General features: G+C 74.2%; 22 protein-coding genes. 10 read left to right on the plus strand and 12 right to left on the minus strand.

Features of this window, described 5'->3' with window-relative positions; all coding sequences use genetic code 11:
• Positions 1–69: 69 nt before the first annotated feature.
• The gene (locus tag AC4H2H_RS14605) at positions 70–684 is read left to right on the plus strand and encodes a GDSL-type esterase/lipase family protein (protein WP_494371537.1); all 615 of its coding nucleotides are present in this window, start codon (positions 70–72) and stop codon (positions 682–684) included.
• 73 nt (positions 685–757) lie between these two features.
• On the opposite strand, the gene AC4H2H_RS14610 is transcribed toward AC4H2H_RS14605, so the two are convergent.
• The 3 genes from AC4H2H_RS14610 to AC4H2H_RS14620 all read right to left on the minus strand — a co-directional run bounded on the left by AC4H2H_RS14610 (position 758) and on the right by AC4H2H_RS14620 (position 3,135).
• Positions 758–1,561, minus strand: coding sequence for a DUF4097 family beta strand repeat-containing protein (locus tag AC4H2H_RS14610; protein ID WP_494371538.1), 804 nt, complete (start codon positions 1,559–1,561; stop codon positions 758–760).
• Positions 1,562–1,630: 69 nt separating this feature from the next.
• The gene (locus AC4H2H_RS14615; protein WP_494371539.1) at positions 1,631–2,230 is read right to left on the minus strand and encodes a PadR family transcriptional regulator; all 600 of its coding nucleotides are present in this window, start codon (positions 2,228–2,230) and stop codon (positions 1,631–1,633) included.
• Positions 2,230–3,135: a DUF4097 family beta strand repeat-containing protein gene (locus AC4H2H_RS14620; protein WP_494371540.1), complete on the minus strand. Its 906-nt coding sequence runs from the start codon at positions 3,133–3,135 to the stop codon at positions 2,230–2,232. Before AC4H2H_RS14620 ends, AC4H2H_RS14615 begins: the two co-directional genes overlap by 1 nt.
• A gap of 208 nt (positions 3,136–3,343) precedes the next feature.
• Here AC4H2H_RS14620 and AC4H2H_RS14625 point away from each other — a divergent pair, with 208 nt between their 5' ends.
• Positions 3,344–3,418: a 50S ribosomal protein bL37 gene (locus AC4H2H_RS14625; protein ID WP_099052597.1), complete on the plus strand. Its 75-nt coding sequence runs from the start codon at positions 3,344–3,346 to the stop codon at positions 3,416–3,418.
• Between the two features lie 105 nt (positions 3,419–3,523).
• Here AC4H2H_RS14625 and rsrA read toward each other — a convergent pair whose 3' ends face one another.
• Both rsrA and AC4H2H_RS14635 read right to left on the minus strand, forming a co-directional pair.
• Entirely contained in the window at positions 3,524–3,859 is a 336-nt protein-coding gene (gene rsrA / locus AC4H2H_RS14630; protein ID WP_494371541.1) for a mycothiol system anti-sigma-R factor, read from the minus strand.
• The gene (locus AC4H2H_RS14635; protein ID WP_494371559.1) at positions 3,856–4,536 is read right to left on the minus strand and encodes a sigma-70 family RNA polymerase sigma factor; all 681 of its coding nucleotides are present in this window, start codon (positions 4,534–4,536) and stop codon (positions 3,856–3,858) included. The genes rsrA and AC4H2H_RS14635 overlap by 4 nt, the downstream gene beginning before the upstream one ends.
• A gap of 345 nt (positions 4,537–4,881) precedes the next feature.
• Here AC4H2H_RS14635 and AC4H2H_RS14640 point away from each other — a divergent pair, with 345 nt between their 5' ends.
• From AC4H2H_RS14640 to hisN, 5 genes are all read left to right on the plus strand, one after another.
• On the plus strand, positions 4,882–5,427 hold the full coding sequence (locus tag AC4H2H_RS14640; RefSeq protein WP_494371542.1) for a ferritin: 546 nt from the start codon (positions 4,882–4,884) through the stop codon (positions 5,425–5,427).
• 104 nt (positions 5,428–5,531) lie between these two features.
• On the plus strand, positions 5,532–6,209 hold the full coding sequence (locus AC4H2H_RS14645; protein WP_494371543.1) for a DoxX family membrane protein: 678 nt from the start codon (positions 5,532–5,534) through the stop codon (positions 6,207–6,209).
• A gap of 72 nt (positions 6,210–6,281) precedes the next feature.
• Positions 6,282–7,625, plus strand: a complete 1,344-nt coding sequence (aroA, locus tag AC4H2H_RS14650) for a 3-phosphoshikimate 1-carboxyvinyltransferase (RefSeq protein WP_494371544.1) — start codon at positions 6,282–6,284, stop codon at positions 7,623–7,625.
• Entirely contained in the window at positions 7,625–8,686 is a 1,062-nt protein-coding gene (rsgA, locus tag AC4H2H_RS14655) for a ribosome small subunit-dependent GTPase A (protein WP_494371545.1), read from the plus strand. Before aroA ends, rsgA begins: the two co-directional genes overlap by 1 nt.
• A gap of 140 nt (positions 8,687–8,826) precedes the next feature.
• The gene (hisN, locus tag AC4H2H_RS14660) at positions 8,827–9,621 is read left to right on the plus strand and encodes a histidinol-phosphatase (protein WP_494371546.1); all 795 of its coding nucleotides are present in this window, start codon (positions 8,827–8,829) and stop codon (positions 9,619–9,621) included.
• Between the two features lie 9 nt (positions 9,622–9,630).
• Here hisN and AC4H2H_RS14665 read toward each other — a convergent pair whose 3' ends face one another.
• From AC4H2H_RS14665 to AC4H2H_RS14675, 3 genes are read right to left on the minus strand one after another with little or no spacing between them, the layout of a single operon-like run.
• Positions 9,631–10,173 (minus strand): DUF6912 family protein, encoded by a 543-nt coding sequence (locus AC4H2H_RS14665; RefSeq protein WP_494371547.1) that lies wholly within the window; start codon positions 10,171–10,173, stop codon positions 9,631–9,633.
• 4 nt (positions 10,174–10,177) lie between these two features.
• Positions 10,178–11,557, minus strand: a complete 1,380-nt coding sequence (locus tag AC4H2H_RS14670) for a CpaE/TadZ family protein (RefSeq protein ID WP_494371548.1) — start codon at positions 11,555–11,557, stop codon at positions 10,178–10,180.
• A complete protein-coding gene (locus AC4H2H_RS14675; RefSeq protein ID WP_494371549.1) occupies positions 11,554–12,249 on the minus strand; it encodes a hypothetical protein in 696 nt (231 codons plus the stop codon). The genes AC4H2H_RS14670 and AC4H2H_RS14675 overlap by 4 nt, the downstream gene beginning before the upstream one ends.
• A 131-nt stretch (positions 12,250–12,380) precedes the next feature.
• Here AC4H2H_RS14675 and AC4H2H_RS14680 point away from each other — a divergent pair, with 131 nt between their 5' ends.
• Complete coding sequence (locus AC4H2H_RS14680) at positions 12,381–12,596, plus strand: helix-turn-helix domain-containing protein (RefSeq protein WP_494371550.1); 216 nt, start codon at positions 12,381–12,383, stop codon at positions 12,594–12,596.
• A 53-nt stretch (positions 12,597–12,649) separates the two neighbouring features.
• On the opposite strand, the gene AC4H2H_RS14685 is transcribed toward AC4H2H_RS14680, so the two are convergent.
• Positions 12,650–13,189, minus strand: a complete 540-nt coding sequence (locus AC4H2H_RS14685; RefSeq protein ID WP_494371551.1) for a hypothetical protein — start codon at positions 13,187–13,189, stop codon at positions 12,650–12,652.
• A 170-nt stretch (positions 13,190–13,359) separates the two neighbouring features.
• On the opposite strand from AC4H2H_RS14685, the gene AC4H2H_RS14690 reads away from it, so the two are divergent.
• Both AC4H2H_RS14690 and AC4H2H_RS14695 read left to right on the plus strand, forming a co-directional pair.
• The gene (locus AC4H2H_RS14690) at positions 13,360–14,298 is read left to right on the plus strand and encodes a hypothetical protein (RefSeq protein ID WP_494371552.1); all 939 of its coding nucleotides are present in this window, start codon (positions 13,360–13,362) and stop codon (positions 14,296–14,298) included.
• Between the two features lie 28 nt (positions 14,299–14,326).
• A complete protein-coding gene (locus AC4H2H_RS14695; RefSeq protein WP_494371553.1) occupies positions 14,327–14,920 on the plus strand; it encodes an Rv3235 family protein in 594 nt (197 codons plus the stop codon).
• Between the two features lie 9 nt (positions 14,921–14,929).
• On the opposite strand, the gene AC4H2H_RS14700 is transcribed toward AC4H2H_RS14695, so the two are convergent.
• The 3 genes from AC4H2H_RS14700 to AC4H2H_RS14710 all read right to left on the minus strand — a co-directional run bounded on the left by AC4H2H_RS14700 (position 14,930) and on the right by AC4H2H_RS14710 (position 21,398).
• Positions 14,930–16,543, minus strand: a complete 1,614-nt coding sequence (locus AC4H2H_RS14700; protein WP_494371554.1) for an MFS transporter — start codon at positions 16,541–16,543, stop codon at positions 14,930–14,932.
• 252 nt (positions 16,544–16,795) lie between these two features.
• Positions 16,796–19,873, minus strand: coding sequence for a preprotein translocase subunit SecA (secA, locus tag AC4H2H_RS14705; RefSeq protein WP_494371555.1), 3,078 nt, complete (start codon positions 19,871–19,873; stop codon positions 16,796–16,798).
• Between the two features lie 259 nt (positions 19,874–20,132).
• Positions 20,133–21,398, minus strand: coding sequence for a winged helix-turn-helix domain-containing protein (locus AC4H2H_RS14710; RefSeq protein WP_494371556.1), 1,266 nt, complete (start codon positions 21,396–21,398; stop codon positions 20,133–20,135).
• Positions 21,399–21,454 lie beyond the last annotated feature (56 nt).

Raw genomic sequence — 21,454 nt, forward strand, 5'->3', positions numbered from 1 at the left:
GGGCACCGACACGCCGGGCGGACCGGCCGCGATCGACCGACGCTCCCCGCGTCGGGGAGAATGACCCCCGTGGAAGACGCGGCAAGTCGAGAGGTACGGATCTGCGTCGTCGGCGACGAGCTGAGCGCCGGCGTCGGTGATGCCAAGGCACTGGGGTGGGCGGGGCGCGTCGTGGCGCGCACGCGCTTCCCGCAGCCTGCCTACGTGTTCCCGCTGGCGATCCCCGGCGAGACGACGACGGCGCTCAGCCAGCGCTGGGAGGCGGAGACCGCACGGCGCTTCTCCACCGAGCTCGACGTGGACAACCGCCTCGTCATCGGCCTCGGCCGGCACGACCTCGACGCGGGGCTGTCCGTCGCGCGCTCGCGCCTCAACCTCGCGAACGTCCTGGACGTCGCGGAGTCGCACCGCCTCCCGACGTTCGTCGTCGGACCGCCGCCAGGGCACCCGCAGGACGCCGAGCGGCTCGCCGAGCTGTCCAACGCGTTCTCGGACGTCGCGAACCGTCGTCGGGTGCCGTACGTCGACACGTTCAGCCCGCTCGTCACGCACGAGCAGTGGCTCGCCGACCTCGCCCAGAGCGGCAACGGGTTCCCCGGCCAGGCGGGGTACGGGCTCATGGCGTGGCTCGTGCTGCACACCGGCTGGCACGCCTGGCTGGGCCTGCCCGACGACACGGCCTGACCCGCGACGCAGCACGACGGCCCGCCCGCCGGGAGCGTTCCCGGCCGACGGGCCGTCGTCGGTCCTGCGGCGCTCAGCCGCGCGAGACCGTGAGGTCGCCGGACACCGTGTTCGTCGACACGTAGGCGCCGCCCGTCCCCGGCTGGTCGACGTGGTCGACCGACGTGGTGCGCTGCGCGCTGCTCTCGAGCTTGACGCCGTCCAGGACGGCCTTGCCCGTGACGCTGCGGACCTTGAGGTTGACCGGGGCGCCGGCGCCGAGGCGTACCGCGACGTCGCCGGAGACGGTGCGCGCGTCGACGAGCGGCGTGCTCTCCCGTGCCTCGACCTCGACACCGCTCGTCACGGTGTTGACCGAGACGCGGCCGAGCGACCCGCCGAGGGTGACCGCGCCCGAGGCCGTGGTCACGTGCACGTCGCCGACGTGCTCGAGGACGTCGACGGCGCCGGTGGCGGTCTTGACGGACACCGTCCCGCGAGCGCCCTGCACGCGGGCGATGCCTGTCGCGGTCGTGACCGACACGTCCGCCTGCGCGCCGGTGATCGTCGCCGCCGCGCGCGCCGTGGTCACCTTGACGGGCACGCGCGCGGGGACCGTGAGCCGGACGACGGCGCGGTCCTTGTCGCGCAGACCCTTCGCGCGGTCGACGAGACCCTCGATGCCGGCGAAGTCGTAGCCGATGCGCAGCTCGCCGTCGTGCACGCTCACCTGCAGCGCGCGCTCCGACACCTCGCTCACGTCGATGCTCGCCCCGGCCTCGCGGCCCGGGTCGGCGACGACGTCGACCGACCCGTCGGTGAGCTGGACGACGACGCGGCGCACGTCCGCGACGTCCACGGTCTGGGGGGCGTTGATGACCCAGGACTCGGTGCTCATGCGTATCTCTCCTCGTTCGGTGCGGTTCTCGATCGGGTGTGTCGTTCGGGGACTGGAGCTGACCGTCGGTCAGGGCAGGGTCGCTCGCACGGCCTTGCGGGCGCTGTCGAGCACGGTGCGCAGGGTGTCGACCGTGAGCTCGCTGACCACGCTCGCGGCGTCCGCGCGGCGCAGGTCCGCCCGGACGTCCTCGCGGAACCGCTGGAGCACGGCCTCGGCCTCCATGCGCCACGCGTAGGACTCGCGCCGCCGGGGGTCGGGCTCGCCGTCCCGGGGCCGGGCGCGCGCCGTCTGCGCCGCAGCGGCGAGCTCGGCACGCAGGCCGCGGAGCGACCCCTGGACGTCGTCGCGCAGCGCCTGCGCACGCTGCCGCACGGTCTCCGCGATGCCGTGCTCGAGCTCGGCGACGTCGGCGCGGCGTGCCTCGATCTCCGCGCGTCCGGCGGGCGTCAGCGCGTAGGTCGTCTTGCGGCCGTCGGCGCTGCGGAGCACGAGCCCTTCGTCCTCGAGCCGGGCGAGCCGGGGGTAGATCGTGCCGGCGCTCGGGCGGTACGTGCCGCCGAACCGGTCCGAGAGCTCGGTGATGAGCTCGTAGCCGTGCTTGGGTCCCGTGTCGAGCAGAGCCAGCAGGTAGAGGCGGAGCTGCCCGTGGGCGAAGACGGTCGCCATCAGAGGTCCACCGGCCCGGCAGGCGCGCTCGGGCGAGCGCCGGGGCTCCCCCAGGCGGGCGCGTCCTCGGTGCGGGCGCCGGTCCCGCGCGCGTCGTCGTCGGCCGCCCCCCGCAGGACCGTCACGTCCCCCGAGACGGCCGAGACGCGCACCGGGGCTCCGCGCCCGGAGCGCGCCGTGCGGGCGAACGTGCCGCCCGACCCGCGCCGCTCCTCCCCGTCCACGAGGAGCCGGCCGCTCACGCAGCGGATCGCGTAGTCCATGGCGTCGGGGTCGGGCAGCCGCACGAGCACGTCGGCCGAGACCGCGCTGACGAGGACCTCGGACGGAGTCGTGCGCGAGTCGACGGTCACGGAGCCGGAGACCGAGTCGAGCCGCAAGGACGTCAGCGCGCCGGTCGCCGTGAGGCCACCGGACACGGAGTCCATGCGGACCGCGCCGTCGTGCTCGCTCGCCGAGACCTCGCCGGCGACCGTGTCGACCCGCAGCTCGCCCGCGGTCCGGCTCGTCAGGAGGGAGCCGGTGACCGTCTGGAGCCGCAAGCCCTCGCGCACCCCGGCGACGAGGGCCTCGCCCTGCACCGTCGCCACCTTGGCACGCACGGTCGCGGGGACCGCGACGTGCACGTCGGCCGCGTCGCGGCCCGTATAGGTGCGGAAGCGCTCGAGGAAGCCCTTCCAGCCCGCGACGAACGAGCCGTAGCCGACATGGAGCGTCGACCCCTCGACGCGCACCTCGAGCGCGCGCCCGGTCACCGAGTGCACCTCGACCCGCGCGTCCGTGCGCGTCGGGTCGTCGTGCGCGACGACGTCGATGCGCCCGCCGATGACCGTCGCGTCGAGCGCCGTGATGCGCTCGAGCTCGATGATCTGCGGACCCGTGACGGTCCAGCTCTCCTGCGTCATCCGGCGCTCCGTCCTCGGTCTGGTCCGGGGCGGCTCCCCGGGCCGGCGAATTTCGCGATATATCTCGTCGCCGCACGACACGATATATCGCGTCAGCGGACCTGGCAAGGGGTCCGGTGTGGGACCATGGGAGACGGACCGGACACGCTGAGGGCGGCCGTCCCCGCCGAGAACGGCAGCACTCCCCGAGAACCGTCAGGAGATCACCATGAGCAAGCGCGGACGCAAGCGTCGCAGCCGCAAGGGCAACGCCGCGAACCACGGCAAGCGCCCCAACGCCTGAGAACGCGCCCGACAGGGCACGCGAGAGGGCCCGGACCGACGACGTCGGTCCGGGCCCTCTCGCGTGTCCGGCTGGTGTGCGGGCCCGAGGAGCGGGCCGAGCGCGTCAGCGCGTCTCGACCACCGTCGTCGTCGAGACCATCACCGTGAGCTGCGTGTGGATGCGCTCACGCAGACCCGCGGGCGCCTTCTCGTGGCACGACCGACGCACGAGCTGCTTGACGAGCTCCTCGACGCTCAGCTCGGCGAGGCACGGCGAGCAGTGCGCGACGTGCGCCCGCATGCGGAGCTCGTCGTCGGCCGTCATCTCCGAGTCCAGGTACTCGTAGAGGTGCGTGAGCGCGTGCTCGCACTCGGACTCGCCCGCGGTCGAGTGCGGGATGGGGGTCACCGGCTCGTCCACCGGGGACGCCCCGGGGTTCCGGCTCTCTGACGTGCTCACGACTCACCTCCGGGGGTCTTGGCCCCCACCAGTCCTCGCCTCGCGGCGTAGTCGGCCAGCAGCTCGCGCAGCTGGCGCCTGCCTCGGTGCAGGCGGGACATGACCGTGCCGATCGGTGTCCCCATGATCTCCGCGATCTCCTTGTAGGGGAAGCCCTCGACGTCCGCGTAGTACACGACCATGCGACGATCCTCGGGCAGCTCCTGCAGCGCGCGCTTGACGTCGGAGTCCGGGAGGCGGTCCAGCGCCTCGGCCTCGGCGGAGCGCAGCCCCTGCGACGTGTGCGACGCGGCACGCGCGATCTGCCAGTCCTCGACGTCGTCCGTCTGGGCCTGCTGCGGCTCGCGCTGCTTCTTGCGATACGTGTTGATGAACGTGTTCGTGAGGATCCGGTAGAGCCAGGCCTTGAGGTTCGTGCCCGGGCGGTACTGGTGGAACGCGGCGAAAGCCTTGGCGAACGTCTCCTGCACGAGGTCCTCGGCGTCCGACGGGTTGCGCGTCATGCGCAGCGCCGCGGAGTAGAGCTGGTCCAGGTACTGCAGCGCGTCGCGCTCGAAGCGCGCGGCGCGCGCCGCATCGGTCTCCGCCTCGGGAGCCCGGTTCGTGTCGGTGTCGTCCACCGGGTCCACGGGCGACGGCTCGCCCCGTCCCGGCGTCGTGGACGCCGTCACTGGCATGCCGGAGACGTCGCTGCCGGAGATTCGCTCTGTCATCAACAACGAGCCTAGTCCCCCGTTCGGGTGGGTGTTCGGTGGGGCGACCCGGGCGTCGTGCGTTGCCGACCAGGCAGCCGCGAACGCGGCCTTCACGGAGGTCTCCGCCGAGGGGACCGCGGCGGTGCCCGGGGACGCCGACGGCACGACGGACGGCGCAGGTGCGGAGGTGTCGAGCAGCAGGGTCACGAGTGGTGCAACCCGGCGACCTGCGCGGTCATTCCCGCGGGCAGCCCACGACGAACCAGCGGATGTGCGCCGGGCGCGTCGTCGCTACGGTCCGGGCGCGTCGTCGCTACGGTGACGAGCATGACGACCGCATCGGAGAACTCCCGCTTCCTCACCCTCCTGCGCGAGCAGGTGGGCCACGAGCTTGACGCCCACCAGCAGTACATCGCGATCGCCGTGTGGTTCGACTCGCACGACCTTCCCCAGCTCGCCGCGCACTTCTACCGCCAGTCGGTCGAGGAGCGCAACCACGCGATGATGATCGTCCAGTACCACCTCGACCGGGACCTGCCGGTCGAGATCCCCGGCACGGGCGCGGTCCGCAACGACTTCTCGAGCGTCGTCGAGCCGCTGCAGCTCGCGCTCGACCAGGAGAAGCAGGTCACCGGGCAGATCGAGGCGATCTTCCGCGCCGCGCGCGAGGAGGGCGACGCGCTCGGCGAGCAGTTCCTCCTGTGGTTCCTCAAGGAGCAGGTCGAGGAGGTCGCGTCGGCGACGACGCTGCTCACGGTCGCGCACCGGGCCGGCGACAACCTCTTCGACCTCGAGAACTACGTCGCCCGCGAGACCATCGGCGACTCCGGCGAGTCCGCCGACGCGCCGGAGGCAGCGGGCGGCGCGCTCTGACACCGCAGCGCCGACCCGATCGCACGCCGTAGCACCGGTCCGCAGGTGGCGCGGCACCCGCGCGGAGGGCAGGCTGGGACCGTCCGGCTCACGAAGGAGATCCGATGCTGCTGCGTCCCCTTGCGAGGCCCATGCTGGCCTCCTGGTTCGTCTACGACGGCGTCCAGGCCGCCCTCAAGCCCGCCGAGCACGTCCGGGCGGCCCGCGGCGGCGTCGAGCTCGTCGAGCGGGCGGGGGTCGAGGTCCCGTTGAGCGACCGTCAGGTGACGACCCTCGTCCGGGCGCACGGGGCCGCGACCGCCGTCGCCGGGCTGTGCCTCGCCGTCGGCAAGGCGCCCCGGACGGCGGCGCTCACGCTCGCCGCGCTCACGGTGCCGCTCGCGGTCGTCAACCAGCCCTTCACCTCGAGCGGGACGACGCGCACCGAGCGCACCCGCAGGTTCGTGGCGAACGTCGGGGCCATCGGTGCCGCGCTGATCGCCGGCGCGGACTACGAGGGCCGCCCCGGCGTGCAGTGGCGGCTCGAGAAGGCGCGCCACGACCTCGCGCTCGCCAAGCAGGCGAAGCAGGAGTCCGTCGTCGCGGGCACCAAGGGCGCCACGCGTTCGGCGAAGAAGACCGCGAAAGGGATGGCGCGCTCCACCAGCAGGGCGGCGAAGGACGCGGGCCGCTCGGCTCGGCGCGCCGCGAAGGCCGCGCAGGAGGCGGCCGAGCACGCCGCGGCCAGCGCCTCCGAAGCGGTGCACGACGCCGGCGCGGCCGTCCGCGCGAAGGTCGCCTGACGCCGTCGGACTCGCGTCCGTCCGGCGGGACCGGCCGCCGTCGTGCGGGCTGCCTCCACTAGCCTGGACGCCATGACGACCCCGCCTTCTGCCGCCAGCGCTGCCGCCCCCGTCGACGAGGGGTGGGCCGCGCCGACGGCGGACGGACCGCTCGACGCGACCGTCGAGGTGCCGGGGTCCAAGTCGCTGACGAACCGCCTGCTCGTGCTCGCCGCGCTCGCGGACGGTCCGGGCACGCTGCGCGGGGCGCTGCGCAGCCGCGACGCGGACCTCATGATCGCCGGGCTGCGGGCGCTCGGCGTCGGGATCGAGGAGGGCGGCTCCCCGAGCGAGCTGCACGTCACGCCGGGCCCGCTGCGCGGGCCGGTCGCCGTCGACTGCGGTCTCGCCGGGACGGTCATGCGCTTCCTGCCGCCGGCGGCGGCGCTGGCCGACGGCGCGGTCCGGTTCGACGGCGACGAGGCCGCGCGGGTCCGCCCGATGGGCCCGGTGCTCGCCGCGCTGAACGCTCTCGACGTGAGCGTCGAGCGCGACGGCGACGCCTCGACCCTTCCGACGACCCTGCCCTTCACGATCCGCGGGCGGGGCCGCGTGCGCGGCGGGTCGGTCGACCTCGACGCCTCGGCGTCGAGCCAGTTCGTCTCGGGCCTGCTTCTCGCCGCAGCGCGGTACGACCAGGGGCTCACCGTGCGTCACATCGGGCACACGCTGCCGAGCATGCCGCACATCGAGATGACGGTGGAGGTCCTGCGCGAGGTGGGCGTAGTCGTCGACGACTCGCGGCCCGCGATCTGGCGCGTCGAGCCGGGGCCGATCACGGCGCGCGACGTGCAGGTCGAGCCCGACCTGTCGAACGCCGCGCCGTTCCTCGCGGCCGCGCTCGTCGCCGGTGGCACCGTGCGGGTCACGGGCTGGCCGACGGCCACCACCCAGCCCGGCGCGATGGTCCCCGAGCTGCTGGAGTCCATGGGCGCGACGGCGTCGCTCGACGGCGACGTGCTGTCGGTGACGGGAACGGGCGAGGTGCGCGGCGTCGACGTCGACCTGCACGCCGCGGGCGAGCTAGCGCCGACGATCGCCGCGCTCGCCGCGCTCGCCGACTCCCCCAGCCGGCTGCGCGGTATCGCGCACCTGCGTGGGCACGAGACCGACCGGCTCGCGGCCCTCGCGACCGAGATCACGCGCCTCGGCGGGCAGGCGGAGGAGACGCGCGACGGGCTCGTCATCACGCCGCGCCCGCTGCACGGCGGGCTGTTCCGCACGTACCACGACCACCGCATGGCGACGTCCGCGGCCGTGATCGGGCTGCGTGTCCCGGGGGTGGGGGTGGAGAACGTCGAGACGACCACCAAGACGCTCCCCGGGTTCGCGGGCATGTGGGAGCGCATGCTCCGGGGCGGGGCGGCGACCCGCTGATGGCCCGCGTCCCCGACGAGTCCGACTTCCGCTCCCGCCCGGGCAAGCGCGGCAGCCGGCCGCGCACCAAGCAACGGCCCGAGCACGCGGACGCGGTGACCGGGTTCGTCACGGGCGTGGACCGGGGCCGGTACACGCTGCTCGTCGACGAGTCGGCCGACGGCCCCGGGACCGACGACGAACGCGTCGTCGTCGCGATGAAGGCGCGCGACATCGGCCGCACGCGCGTCGTGTGCGGTGACCGGGTCGATCTCGTCGGCGACGTGAGCGGCGAGGACGGGACGCTCGCGCGCATCGTGCGCATCCAGGAGCGGTCGTCGGTCCTGCGGCGCACCGCCGACGACACCGACCCCTACGAGCGGGTCGTCGTCGCGAACGCCGATCAGCTCGTGATCGTCACCGCGCTCGCCGACCCCGAGCCGCGCACGCGCATGATCGACCGGTGCGTCGTCGCCGCGTACGACGCCGGCATGGACGTCCTGCTGTGCCTCACCAAGGCGGATCTCGCCGACGCCGGGCCGCTGCGCGCGCTCTACGAGCCGCTCGGGGTGTCGGTCGTCGTGACGCGCCGCGCGCCCGACGGGCTCGTCGAGGGCGGGTGGGCGATCGAGCCGCTCGATGCCGTCCGTGACGCGCTGGCGGGCCGCACGTCCGTGTTCGTCGGCCACTCGGGCGTCGGCAAGTCGACGCTGGTCAACGCGCTCGTGCCCGACGCCCGGCGCGCGACCGGCGTCGTCAACGACGTCACGGGTCGCGGCCGGCACACGTCGACGTCCGCGGTCGCCCTCCGGCTCCCCGGCGGCGGCTGGGTCATCGACACGCCTGGCGTGCGCTCGTTCGGGCTCGCGCACGTGCGGGTAGAGAACCTGCTGCACGCGTTCGAGGACCTCGACGCCGTCGCGCAGGAGTGCCCCCGCGGGTGCACGCACCTCGACGACGCCCCGGACTGCGCGCTCGACGACTGGGTCGCCGCAGCACCGGACGACGAGACGCGCGCCGCCCGCGCGGCGCGGGTGGAGTCCTTCCGCCGCGTGCTGGGCTCCCGCACCGGTGCCGCCTGATCTGCCCGAGCGGGCGCGCCTACGCGCCGCGCGCCCGCGCCTACGCGCGAGCCCCGCGCGGAGGGACGTTCCGCCGCGCGCGGCGCACGCGTAGGCGCGGCGCGGCGCTCGCCGCGCGTCGCACCGCTACGGTGTGAGCCATGACGCCCCCCTCGACGCGCGGCTACGACGACGACCTGCGCCTCGCCCACGTGATCGCCGACCAGGTGGACGGGCACACGATGTCCCGGTTCAAGGCGCTCGACCTGCACGTCGAGTCCAAGCCCGACAGCACCCCCGTGAGCGACGCCGACCGGGCCGCGGAGGAGATCATCCGCGCCCAGCTCGGCCGCGCTCGCGGTCGCGACGCGATCGTCGGCGAGGAGTTCGGCGAGACGGGGCACGGCGCGCGGCGCTGGATCATCGACCCGATCGACGGGACGAAGAACTTCGTGCGCGGCGTCCCCGTCTGGGCGACGCTCATCGCGCTCGCCGACGGCGACGAGGTCGTCGTCGGGCTCGTGTCCGCGCCCGCGCTCGGCCGCCGCTGGTGGGCGTCGAGGGGCACCGGTGCCTGGACCGGCAAGTCGCTCGCCGCCGCGTCGCGGTTGCACGTCTCCGGGGTCGGCCGGTGGGAGGACGCCTCGCTCGCCTACTCCTCGCTCACCGGCTGGGAGGAGCGCGGGAGGCTGGAGCCGTTCCTCGACCTCATGCGGGGCGCGTGGCGTACGCGCGGGTACGGCGACTTCTGGTCGTACATGCTCGTCGCCGAGGGCGCGGTCGAGGCGGCTGCTGAGCCCGAGCTCGAGCTCTACGACATGGCCGCGCTCGTGCCGATCGTCACCGAGGCGGGCGGGCGGTTCACGTCGCTCGACGGCGCGGACGGCCCGTGGGGCGGCAACGCCGTCGCGAGCAACGGCCTGTTGCACGACGAGGTGCTCAAGCGCCTGGGGTGACCGCCCGGCTCAGCCGCGCGGCACGTCCGGGAGCTCCGACCAGTCGTACCAGAGCAGGTCGCGCTCCGTGACGCGCTCGAGCGCCGCGTCCAGCGCGGCGTCCGCGTCCGGGCCCTCACCGTCCGCGGCGGCCAGCACCGCCTCCACGTCCGGTGCCGCCTCAGGCTCGTCGACGTGCACGCACACGATCGCCACGTCGGCGACCGTGCGCACGATCTCGACCGCGCTCGGTGCCGGCGCGTCCTCGTCGTCCGCCGTGGTGCCAGGGTCGTCCGCCCCGACGACCTGGACCGCGCCGTCGGGCACCTCGAGCGTGACGACGAGCCGCTGCCGCGGGCCGTCGGGCCGGGAGGCGACGAGGGCGAGCGAGTCGTCCGCCGCCTCGAGCGCCGCGGCGTACTCGAGCCCCTCCGCGTCCTCGTCGGGCAGGGACCGGGTCAGGGCCGCCGTGACCGCGTGGGCGCCGCGGGGTGCGACCGTCCAGCGGGCCGCGTCGGGGGTGAGCGTCACGGCGTCGAGCTCGTCGAGCGTCGCGGGCAGGTAGATGCGCATGGGTTCAGTGTGCCGCCTCTCGCACGTGGCCGTGCGACGCACCACGCCCGGCGGGGACCGGCGTCGTCTCGCGCACGTGCGCCGCGAGGCGCGCGACCGCCCGCCGCGCCGGGCTCCCGGGCGCCACCTCCGCGAGCGCACGACCCTCGCGCAGCGCGACGTCGAAGGAGCGGTCCTCGGGCACGGCGTGGAGGTCGTCGACGCCCGCGTACCGGGCCATCGCGTCCCGCACGGCCCGCTCCGGGCGCGGGCCGACCACGGTCGACCGCACGCGGTTGACGACGACGACGCGCAGGGCCCCGGCGGCGACGCCTGCGTCCGCGAGCTCGTCGAGCGCGCGGACGAGCCGCTGCACGCCCACCGGGTCGGCCGCTCCCACGACCACCACCGCGTCCGCGGCGGCGAGCGCGCTGAGCGTCGCGTCGTTGCGCTGGGGCGCGCGGGTGTCGTAGGTGAGCAGCTCGTCGCGCTCGATCGCGAAGCCGCAGTCCACCACCGTCCAGTCGGCGACCGTCCGGGCCACCTCCCAGACGGCGTCGAGGGACGCACCCGGAAGCTCCGGCCAGCGCGCGGCGCGCGCGACACCGGTGAGGACCCGGACGCGGTCCATGACCGCCGGGGCGAGCGCGACGAGGCCGGCCGCGTCGAGCGCGCCCTGCCCCGCGCTCCGGACCGCCGCGGCGAGCCCCGGCGACTCGTCGAGCATGCCGAGGTGCTGCGCGACGGTGCCGCCGTAGGTGTCGGCGTCGACGAGGAGGACGTCCGCCGCGGGTCCGGTCGGCGCGCTCGTCGGGAGCTCGACCTCCGCGGCACGCCGGTCGCGCCGCGAGCCGCGACCGCGCCGCCCTGCGGCGGTGGGCCCGGCGAGCTCGGCCGCGAGGTTGACCGCGAGGACCGTGCGGCCCGGCGCACCGGTCGGGCCCCACACCGCGACGACCCGGCCGTCACGACGCGCGGGTGCCGGCCCCGCCGTCCCCGCCACGACGGGCGTCCGGTCCGCCGGGTGCCCCGCCCCTGCGTGCGTGGGCACCGCCGAGCGGACGACGTCGCGCAGCTCGTCCGGGGAGGCGGTCAGGTCGACGACGACGTCTACTCCGAGCGCACGCAGCCGACCCTCCTCCCAGGACCCCGTGAGGGCGAGCGCGACGACGCGGACGCCGTGGGCGCGCAGCTCGGCGACCGCCTCGCGGTCCAGCGCGGGCAGGTCAGACGACACGACCGCGACCCGGCCCGCGCCTGCGGCTGCTGCCGCACGCAGCTCCGTGACGTCCGCGCAGCGACGGGTGACCTGAAGACCGGGGGCGTCGAGCGCCGTGACGACGTCCGCCTCGCGATCGCCGCGTACCGCGCACAGCACGGTCGCGACGGCGGTCGCGCCGCTCACCCGGCACCGCCCACGGGGACGAGCGCGAGCGTCCCGTCGCCCGCGACGGCGCCGAGGACGCCGGGCAGGTCGTCCACCGCGACGAGCAGGTGGACCGTGAGCGGCCCTCCGACGACGAGCGCGCCCTCGCCCTCGTCGACCTCGGCGACCGTGACGCCGCCGACGAGGAGCGCGGGCTCTGCCGGGGTGGCGTCACGGGCCGCCTCGGTCGCGGACTCCTGGTCGGCCGCCGGCACGTGCCAGAGGTCGACCGTCGCGCCCGTCACGATGCGGTCGGAGAGGCCGCTCGTCACCGGGACGGCGACGGCTCGCACCGCGAGGTCCTCCTGGCCGCCGAGCGCGTCGGCGGGCACGAGCTCGCCCGAAGCGACGGTCCGCAGGACCACGGGCTCGTCCGGGAGCCCGTCCTCGACGAGGAGGTAGCGGTCGGTCTGCGTGCCGAGACGCACGTCGACGGCGCGCAGGTCGGCCGTCGTGACCGTGCTCCCGGGCGTGAGGACGGTCCCGGCCGCGTAGACCGCGACGGTCTCGCTCGCCGCGCTCACGGCCCACGATCCGAGCGCGACGGAGAGGGCGACGACGACCACGCCCACGAGCAGGCGCGGGTCGCGCCAGGTCGGTCGTCGCAGCCGCGCGGCCGGGGCCGGTGGTGCGTGAGTCGTCGCGCGCGGTCGTTCCAGCGTGGTCGTCATCGATCTCCCCCTGGGTGGTGGTCTCCGGCACGCGACGCGTGCTGCGGGTTCATGATCCTCGGTACGGCAGCCGCGCGCAGAGGCCTGTGGACGACCGTCGTCGCGCCCCGGTCGCGTGCCAGACTGACGCCATGTCTCAGCGCTTCCTCACCCTCGCCGACGTCACGGAGGAGCTCAACATCTCCGCCGCGCAGGCGTACGCGCTCGTCCGGTCCGGAGAGCTCCCCGCGATCCAGGTCGGCGGCCGCGGGCAGTGGCGCGTCGAGGTGAGCGAGCTCGAGGGCTACATCCAGCGCATGTACGCGCAGACGCGGCAGCGCATCGAGGCCGGCGACTTCGACGGCTGACCGCCGCGCGTGACCGGCGCGCGCCGTCTTCTGCTGCTCCCCCTGCGTCGCCCTCACCTCGGGACGATCCCCGGCTCCGGGTCGCTGACGCACAAGAGCGCCGCGTAGGGGACCGCACGCGCGCCCTGGGCGTCCCCGGGCCGCACCTCGACGTCGAGGTGGTCCCTGCCGACTCGCGCGATCCATCCGGCGAACGTCCCCGCCGGTGTGCGGACCTGGACGGGACGACGGTCGCGCATGAGCGCGCGCAGGACGTGCCCCAGCCCGAGCCCGTCCGACCGAGCCGACACGGCGGGCACGGCGTGCCGCCCGAGTCCCGTCACGGCCGCGAGCGCCGCAGTCGGGACGAGGTGCTGACCGCGCCCGTCGCCGACGAGCACCCAGTCCGTGGCGGCGTCGCGCACCACGCCGGAGACCCGTGCGCCGTCGCGCAGCTCGAGGTCCACCGGTCCGGTCGCACCGCGGAGCCGCTCCAGGAGGGTGATCGTGGCGTGCTCGGCGCGCGTGAGGTCGGCGACCACGGCAGCACGGTCGGCGGCCTCGACCGCGGCCAGCTGGCCGTCGAGGTCCTCGAAGAGCGCGTCCCATCGCACGGGCACACCGTAGCGGTGCACGGGAGCCCTGCGACGCCCACCGTCCACATCACGAGAAGCCCTCTGGACAGAGCATGCCGAACTCGTTTAGATAGGCTTGTCAGCGTCAAACGATATCAAACGACATCAAGACGCGGTCGCCGCCAGGCGACAGCGGGCAGGGGGCCCCGATGGACAGACGACCCGCAGCCGAGGCTGCACGTGGCAACGCGACGCTCGTCGTTCTCCTCGTGACGATGACGGGCGCCGCGCTGGCTCTCGCGCTCCGCACACGGCACGTCGTGGGCGAGCTGCCGTCGTCCCAGGTCGAGCCCTACCTCGAGCTCGTGGCTCTCGGCGTGGGCCTGCTCGCCGCCGCGTGGATCGCGGTGAGTGCGCTGCTCGGGACCGTGTGCGTGCTCGCCCGGGCCGCCGGACGCTCGTGGTCGGCCGGGGAGCGGCTCGTGGTCCGCATCGCCCCCCAGGTCGTCCGGCGGGCGGCACGCGTCGGGGTCACGGTGTCGGTCGGCGCCGGCCTCGTCCTGTCCGGTGGGGCCGCCCAGGCCTCCGACGCCCCCGCTCCCGAGCCCGCCGTCGTCGCCGTCGATCTCGGATGGCGCCCGTCGACAGTGGTGGCGCCGTCCGACACACCGGCGCCCGCCGAGGACGCGCAGGGTCCGTCCGCCCTCGACCCACCCTCCGGCACCGCAGCCCCCGGGCACGACGACGTCGCGGTCCCGGCCGAGCGCGTCGACCCGCCCTCCGCGACGAGCGACCGGACACACCCGGCCGAGGGGACAGTGACCGCGCCGGCGAGCCCGGCCATGACGGAGGGGCCACCGGCAAGCACGGCGCACCCACCCGCGACGACGACCCTGAGCGAGGTCGCCCAGCGCGACGCCGCGCTCGCCGTCACGCGCGAGGTGGCGACCGACACCGACCCGCAGGAGGCCGTCGTCCTCCGCGGGGACTCCCTCTGGTCGATCGCGTCCCGGCACCTGCCCGCGGACGCCGACGACGCGCAGGTCGCCGCGGCGGTGCAGCGCTGGCACGCGACGAACGCCGACGTGATCGGTGCCGACCCCGACCTCATCCTCCCCGGCCAGGTGCTCCGCGCACCCTCGGCCTGACGACCGCGTCCCACGAAGGAGCTCGACGATGACCGCTCTGCCGACCGCACACCTCGGCCCGACGGCTCCGGCTCCGGCCGCGGCTCCGGAGATGGCGGCTCGACCGTCGTCGTCCACCCCGGCCGCGCGGGAGACCCGTTCCACGAGCACGCCCTCCGCGGGGCCCGCACGGCTCCTGCGCTGCGTCGGAGATCGCCTCGCGCCGGAGGTCGACGTGCGCGACGAGAACCGCCGCGTGCCCCAGCACGTCGTGCGGGGGCGCCCGTGGGGACCGCCCACCACGCCGCTCCCCCTGCCGGACCCGACCGCGCTCTGCTGCGCCGTCGTGCGCGCGGCGATCGAGGTCGTCCGCGGCGAGCGCACCGTGAGCCAGCTCGCCCGCTGGGTGTCCCCCGAGATCTACGACGCGCTGGCACGCAGGGCGCGGCTGGTGCTCGAGTCACCCACGTCCGATCCTGCGACGCGTCCCGTGACGATCCGCCGGGCACGCCTCGTCCGGATCGGCGAGGGCGTCGCCGAGGGGACCGTCGTCGTCGAGGACGGCGACCGCGTGCGCGCGGGGGCCGTGCGGCTCGAGGCGCGCCGCGGCACGTGGCGCGTCGTCGCGCTCGAGATCGGGTAGCGCTCTGAGTCAGGGAGCGCTCAGCTCCCCACCCTTCTTGACGCCCGCGGCCGGTACGACCTCGGCGGGGACGCCGTCGTCGTCCGCCTGCCCGCCGGGCGTCTCGCTCGCGCTGCGGCGCAGGACCACCCCGGCGAGCACCGCCACCCCGACGACGAGGGCAGCGCCGGTCCACGCCGCGGCCGTGAATCCGTCGGCGAAGGCGGTGGTCGCCGACGTGACGAGCGCCTCGCCCGCGCCGTCGGGCGCACCCTGCGCCGCCGTGAGCGCGCCCGCGAGGGTCTCGCCCGCGGCGTCGGCGGTCTGCTGGTCGAGCCCGGGGACCGCGTCGACCATCCCGATCCGGTACAGCGCGGCGCCGACGCTCCCGAGCACCGCGAGGCCGAGGCCGACGCCGAGCTCGGTGCTCGTCTCGCTGAGCGCGGACGCGGCACCGGACTTCTCCGCCGGCGCGGCGCCGACGACGATCTCCGTGCCCAGCGCGATGACCGGCCCGCCGCCCGCGTACACGAGGACGAACCCCACGACGACGAGGGCGAGCCCGCCGGTGGGCGGCACCTGGGCGAGCACGAGGTAGCCGGTCGCCGAGAGCGCGAGGGACGCGGTCACGACCGCGCCGGGCCGCACCCGGCGGACCATGAGAGGGGCCGCGAGCGACGTCGCGACGAGCACCCCCGCTGCGGGGAGGAGCCACATCCCCGCCTCGAGCGGCGACAGGCCGACCACGAGCTGCAGGTACTGGGTGATGAACAGGTAGATGCCGCCGACGGCGCCCGTGCTGACGAGCAGCACGACGAGCGCGACCCGCAGCCGGCGGCTGCGGAACAGCGCGAGGTCGAGGATCGGGGCCTCGATGCGCGCCTGCCGCCGGACGAACACCGTCCCGAGCACGAGGCCAGCCACCAGGGCGGCGAGCGGCAGGGCGGCCACACCGTGAGTGGCGACCTCCTTGATGCCGAGGACCAGGGCGAGCATGGCGCCGACGGCGAGGACGACGCTCGCGAGGTCGATCCGGCCGGCGGCCGGGTCGCGGAACTCGGGCAGCAGGAGCGGACCTGTCACGAGCAGGAGCGCCATGACAGGCACGCCCAGCAGGAACACCGATCCCCACCAGAACTGCTCGAGCACGAGACCGCCGACGACCGGGCCGAGCGCGATCCCCGCGGAGAACATCGCGGCCCAGATCCCGATGGCCAGACCCCGCTCGCGCAGGTCCGTGAACATCGTGCTGATCAGCGCGAGCGTGGAAGGCATGAGCGTGGCGCCGGCGACGCCGAGCAGCGCACGGCTCGCGATGAGCATCTCGGTGCTCGTCGACCACGCCGCGGCGGCCGACGCGGCACCGAACGCGGCCGCCCCGAGCAGGAGCAGCCGGCGGCGGCCGATCCGGTCGCCGAGCGTGCCCATGGTGACGAGGAAGCCCGCGATCATGAAGCCGTAGACGTCCAGGATCCACAGCAGCTGCGTGCTCGACGGCTGCAGGTCCGCGGCGAGGTACGGCACGGCGAGGTGCAGCACGGTGATGTCGAGGGAGAGCAGGAGGGTCGGGAGAGCGAGGACGGCGAGGCCCAGCCACTGGCGCGGGCCCGCCGTCTGGGCGCCGGTCACAGGTGTCGAGGTCATGCCACCATCGTTCGGTGAGCATGGCTCGCGACGGAAGTACGCACTTCCGGGTGCGGTACTCACCTGGAGGAAAGCGCCAGGGTGGTGTCCAGGCGAATCAGAATCCGCCGTCCCGCGAGGGCGACGTCGCCGCGCCTGCGCGGGCCCCGACGACCGGGAGCGGGAGCACTGAGAACTCCCACACCCGGCGTCGAGGACGTCGTACTGGCGTGCTCACGCGCGGTAGGCACACACAGCAACGCTGCGCGATCGTCACTCCTCGTTCTGGCCGTGGCAGACCTTGTACTTCTTGCCCGAGCCGCACGGGCACTGGGCGTTGCGCGGCGTGCCCGGGAAGGTGCGGCCGTCGCTCTCGACGGAGCTCGCCTCGCCGTGCAGGGCACGCCGTGACCGTCGGCCGGCGTCGCCGGTCACGACGGCCTGGCCGGTGCCGTCCTCGCTGGGTGCGCTGTAGGACAGCGGCACCTGCCGGTCGGGACCGTCGAGGCCCTTCGCGACGAGCGTTCCGGCACGGTTCGTGCTCGCACCACCGAACGCCGCAGGCGCGGCCACCGGGGCCGGCTCGGCCGGGGAGGCGCCCACCACCGGCTCGCCGGCGCCGGACACGTCCTCGCTCGGGGCGTCCTGAACTGGGGCGTCCTGGACCGGGGAATCCTCGACGGCCGCCGACCTGGCCGCCGTCTGCGCCGCGGCGGCGAGCCCCGCCGTCGCACCCGCGGACGCAGCGCCTGCCGCACCACCGAGCGCCTGACCGGCGGCCGACTGCGCCGCCTGCGCGGCCGCCGCCGCCGAGATCCCCGGGGACTGGGAGGGGTTGGCGGCACCCGGCTCCGCGACCTTGACCTCGAGGTTGAAGAGGAACCCGACGGTCTCCTCCTTGATGGCCTCGGTCATCGCCTGGAAGAGCTGGAAGCCCTCGCGCTGGTACTCGACGAGCGGGTCGCGCTGGGCCATCGCGCGCAGCCCGATGCCCTCCTTGAGGTAGTCCATCTCGTAGAGGTGCTCGCGCCACTTGCGGTCGAGGACCGACAGGGTGACGCGGCGCTCGAGCTGACGCATGTTCGCCTCGCCGAGCTGCTCCTCGCGGTTCTGGTACGCGATGCGCGCGTCGGAGAGGATCTCCTCGAGCAGGAGGTCGTGGGACAGCCGCGTCGGGCCGCCGGCCTGCTCGACGACCTCGTCGACCTCGATCGACACGGGGTACACGGCCTTGAGCGCCGTCCACAGCGCATCGAGGTCCCAGTTCTCCGGGTTGCCCTCCGCCGTCGCGCCCTCCACGTAGGCCGTGACCACGTCGACGAGGAAGTGCTGCACCTGCTCCTGCAGGTCCTCGCCCTCGAGGACGCGCCGGCGCTCGTCGTAGATGACCGTGCGCTGGCGCGACAGGACGTCGTCGTACTTGAGGACGTTCTTGCGGATCTCGAAGTTGCGCGACTCGACCTGACCCTGCGCGCTCGCGATGCCGCGCGTGACCATCTTGGACTCGAGCGGCACGTCGTCCGGGAAGCCCGCGCGGTTCATCATCGACTCGGCGAGACCCGAGTTGAACAGGCGCATGAGGTCGTCCTGCATGGACAGGTAGAACCGGGACTCGCCCGGGTCCCCCTGGCGGCCGGATCGACCACGGAGCTGGTTGTCGATGCGCCGGGACTCGTGGCGCTCCGTGCCGAGCACGTACAGCCCACCGAGGTCGGTGACCTCCTCGTGCTCCGCGGCGACCGCGGCCTTGGCCTTCTCCAGGGCGTCGGGCCAGGCGGCCTCGTACTCCTCCGGGTTCTCCGCGGCGTCGAGCCCGCGAGCCGCGAGGTCGGCGACCGCCATGAACTCGGCGTTGCCGCCGAGCATGATGTCGGTACCGCGACCGGCCATGTTCGTCGCGACGGTCACCGCGCCCTTGCGCCCCGCCTGCGCGACGATCGCGGCCTCGCGCTCGTGCTGCTTCGCGTTGAGCACCTCGTGCGGGACGCCCTGCTTCTTGAGCTTCGACGACAGCAGCTCGGACTTCTCGACGCTCGTGGTGCCGACGAGCACCGGCTGGCCGTGCGCGTGCCGCTCGACGATGTCGGCCACGACGGCGTCGAACTTGCCGTCCTCGTTCTTGTAGACCAGGTCGGCCTGGTCGATGCGCTGCATCGGGCGGTTCGTCGGGATCGGCACGACGCCGAGCTTGTACGTGCCCTGGAACTCGGCCGCCTCGGTGTCGGCCGTACCGGTCATGCCCGCGAGCTTGGAGTACAGGCGGAAGTAGTTCTGCAGCGTGATCGTGGCGAGCGTCTGGTTCTCCGCCTTGATCTGCACACCCTCCTTGGCCTCGATCGCCTGGTGCATGCCCTCGTTGTAGCGGCGGCCCGCCAGGATGCGCCCCGTGTGCTCGTCGACGATCATGACCTCGCCGTTCAGCACGACGTAGTCCTTGTCGCGCTTGAAGAGCTCCTTCGCCTTGATGGCGTTGTTGAGGAACCCGATGAGCGGCGTGTTGAGCGACTCGTAGAGGTTGTCGATGCCGAGGTAGTCCTCGACCTTCGCGATGCCCGGCTCGAGCACGCCGACCGTGCGCTTCTTCTCGTCGACCTCGTAGTCCGCGCCGGCGTTCAGGCGGCGAACCACCTTCGCGAACTCGCCGAACCAGCGGTTCGTGTCGCCCGAGGCGGGACCGGAGATGATGAGCGGCGTGCGGGCCTCGTCGATGAGGATCGAGTCGACCTCGTCGACGATCGCGAAGTGGTGGCCGCGCTGCACGAGGTCGTCCGTGGACCACGCCATGTTGTCGCGCAGGTAGTCGAAGCCGAACTCGTTGTTCGTCCCGTACGTGATGTCCGCGGCGTACTCCTGCCGGCGCTGCGCGGGCGTCTGGCCGGACAGGATGACGCCGGTCGTCAGGCCGAGGAAGCGGTACACGCGGCCCATGAGCTCGCTCTGGTACTTCGCGAGGTAGTCGTTGACCGTGACGACGTGCACGCCCTTGCCCTCGAGCGCGTTGAGGTAGGCGGCCGTCGTGGCGACCAGCGTCTTGCCCTCACCGGTCTTCATCTCGGCGATGTTGCCGAGGTGCAGCGCCGCGCCGCCCATGAGCTGCACGTCGAAGTGGCGCTGGCCGAGCGTGCGGCGGGCCGCCTCTCGCACCGTGGCGAACGCCTCGGGCAGCAGGTCGTCGAGGGACTCGCCGGCCTCGAGGCGCGCCTTGAAGCGGTCGGTCTCCTCCCGCAGCTCCTCGTCGGTGAGATCCTCGAAGCCCGGCTCGAGCTTGTTGACCTGGTCGGCGAGGCCGGACAGCTTCTTGAGGATCCGGCCCTCGCCGATGCGAAGGACCTTGTCGAGGATCGAAGGCACGCAGGACTCCCGTATCGATCGTGGCCCGGGCCGGGTGGTCCGGGTGCAGCGCCGACGCTCTCCCGCACGGGCACGTGCGGCAGTCGTCGTCGGCAACGTCACACAACATCGTAGGCGAGTCGGGGCGCCGTCGGTCCCGCCCGGGTTTCGCCGACGACGAACCCTCCGCGCGCCGTCGGGTCGCGGACGTCCGACGACGCTCGCACGCGCCGTCCGTCCGCCCACCCGCACGAGCCCGGCGCCGCACCAGGAGCGGCCCTCACGCCGCCGTGGCAACCTCCGCCGCCAGCGCCGGAGCAAGATCGCCGGCCGGTGCGACGTCCACGTCTGGCACCCCGAGCCATCCACCGAGCACGCGGAGCTCAGCCGCCAGCCGGGCCGCCGTCGTCGGGCCGGCCGCCTGCTCGCGGTGCGCGGAGAGCACGCGCAGCACGCCCGCCCGACGGTCCGCCTTGAGGTCGACGCGCGCCGTGAGGTTCTCCCCCTCCAGGAACGGCAGCACGTAGTAGCCGTGCACCCGCTTCGGCGCCGGCACGTAGATCTCGATCCGGTAGTGCACGTCGAACAGCCGCTCGAGCCGTGTGCGCTCGAAGACGAGCGGGTCGAACGGGTTGAGGAGCGTCGTCGCCGTCGCCCAGCGTGGGAGCGTGGCGTCGGCGTGGAGGAACGTGGGCTCGTCCCAGCCCTGGACGGTCACCGACAGCAACGTCCCCGCCTCGACGAGCTCGGCGAGCGCCGTGCGCACCGCCGGTCCCCGGAGGCGGAAGTAGTCCTTGAAGCAGCGCAGTGTCCCCACGCCGTGGGCGCGCGCCCCGATCTCGAGGAGCGCCCGCACGGCATCGGCTTCGGAGACGGGCGGTGCGGCGAGGACCTCGGGCGGCAGCACGCGCTCCGTGAGGTCGTAGCAGCGCTCGAACGCCCCGTTGCGGCGTGCGGAGGTGATCTCGCCCGTGAAGAAGAGGAACTCCAGGGCACGCTTGGCGACGGTCCAGTTCCAGCCCCACTGCGACCGGTCCCGCGGGTGCGCCCGACCCTCCGCCTCGAGGATCTCGTGCACCTCGCTCGCCGTGATCGGACCGCGCTCGGCGACCAGGCGCCGCACGTCCTCGACCGCCTCCGAGTGGCTCATCTCCACCGCGCTGATCGCACCCCACGCCTCCGTGCGGTACCCACGACGGCGCCACTCGAGCAGCGGCCACGTACTCGGCGGGACGTACGACGCGACGTGCGCCCACGTCTCCACGAGCCGGCGCGGCGCACGACCCGCCGCCCGGTCCAGCAGCGCCGTGTCGTACGGCCCGAGCCGCGCGTACAACGGCATGAGGTGCGCCCGCGCGAGCACGTTCACCGAGTCGATCTGCAGCAGCCCGAGCCGGTCGATCACCCCCTGCACCTGCCGCATCGTCGGCGCACGCCCGTCGACGCCGTCGAACGGCCGCGGGCGATGCAACCCTTGCGCCGCGAGCGCGACGCGACGCGCCTGAGACAGTGACAGGGACTCGGACCTCGGCACGGTGGCGACCACCCCCCGATCCTGCCCGCACCCACCCACACATGCGTGGACCGGCCGCATTTCCGCCG

The organism is Cellulosimicrobium sp. BMG9.22 (genome assembly GCF_059159975.1).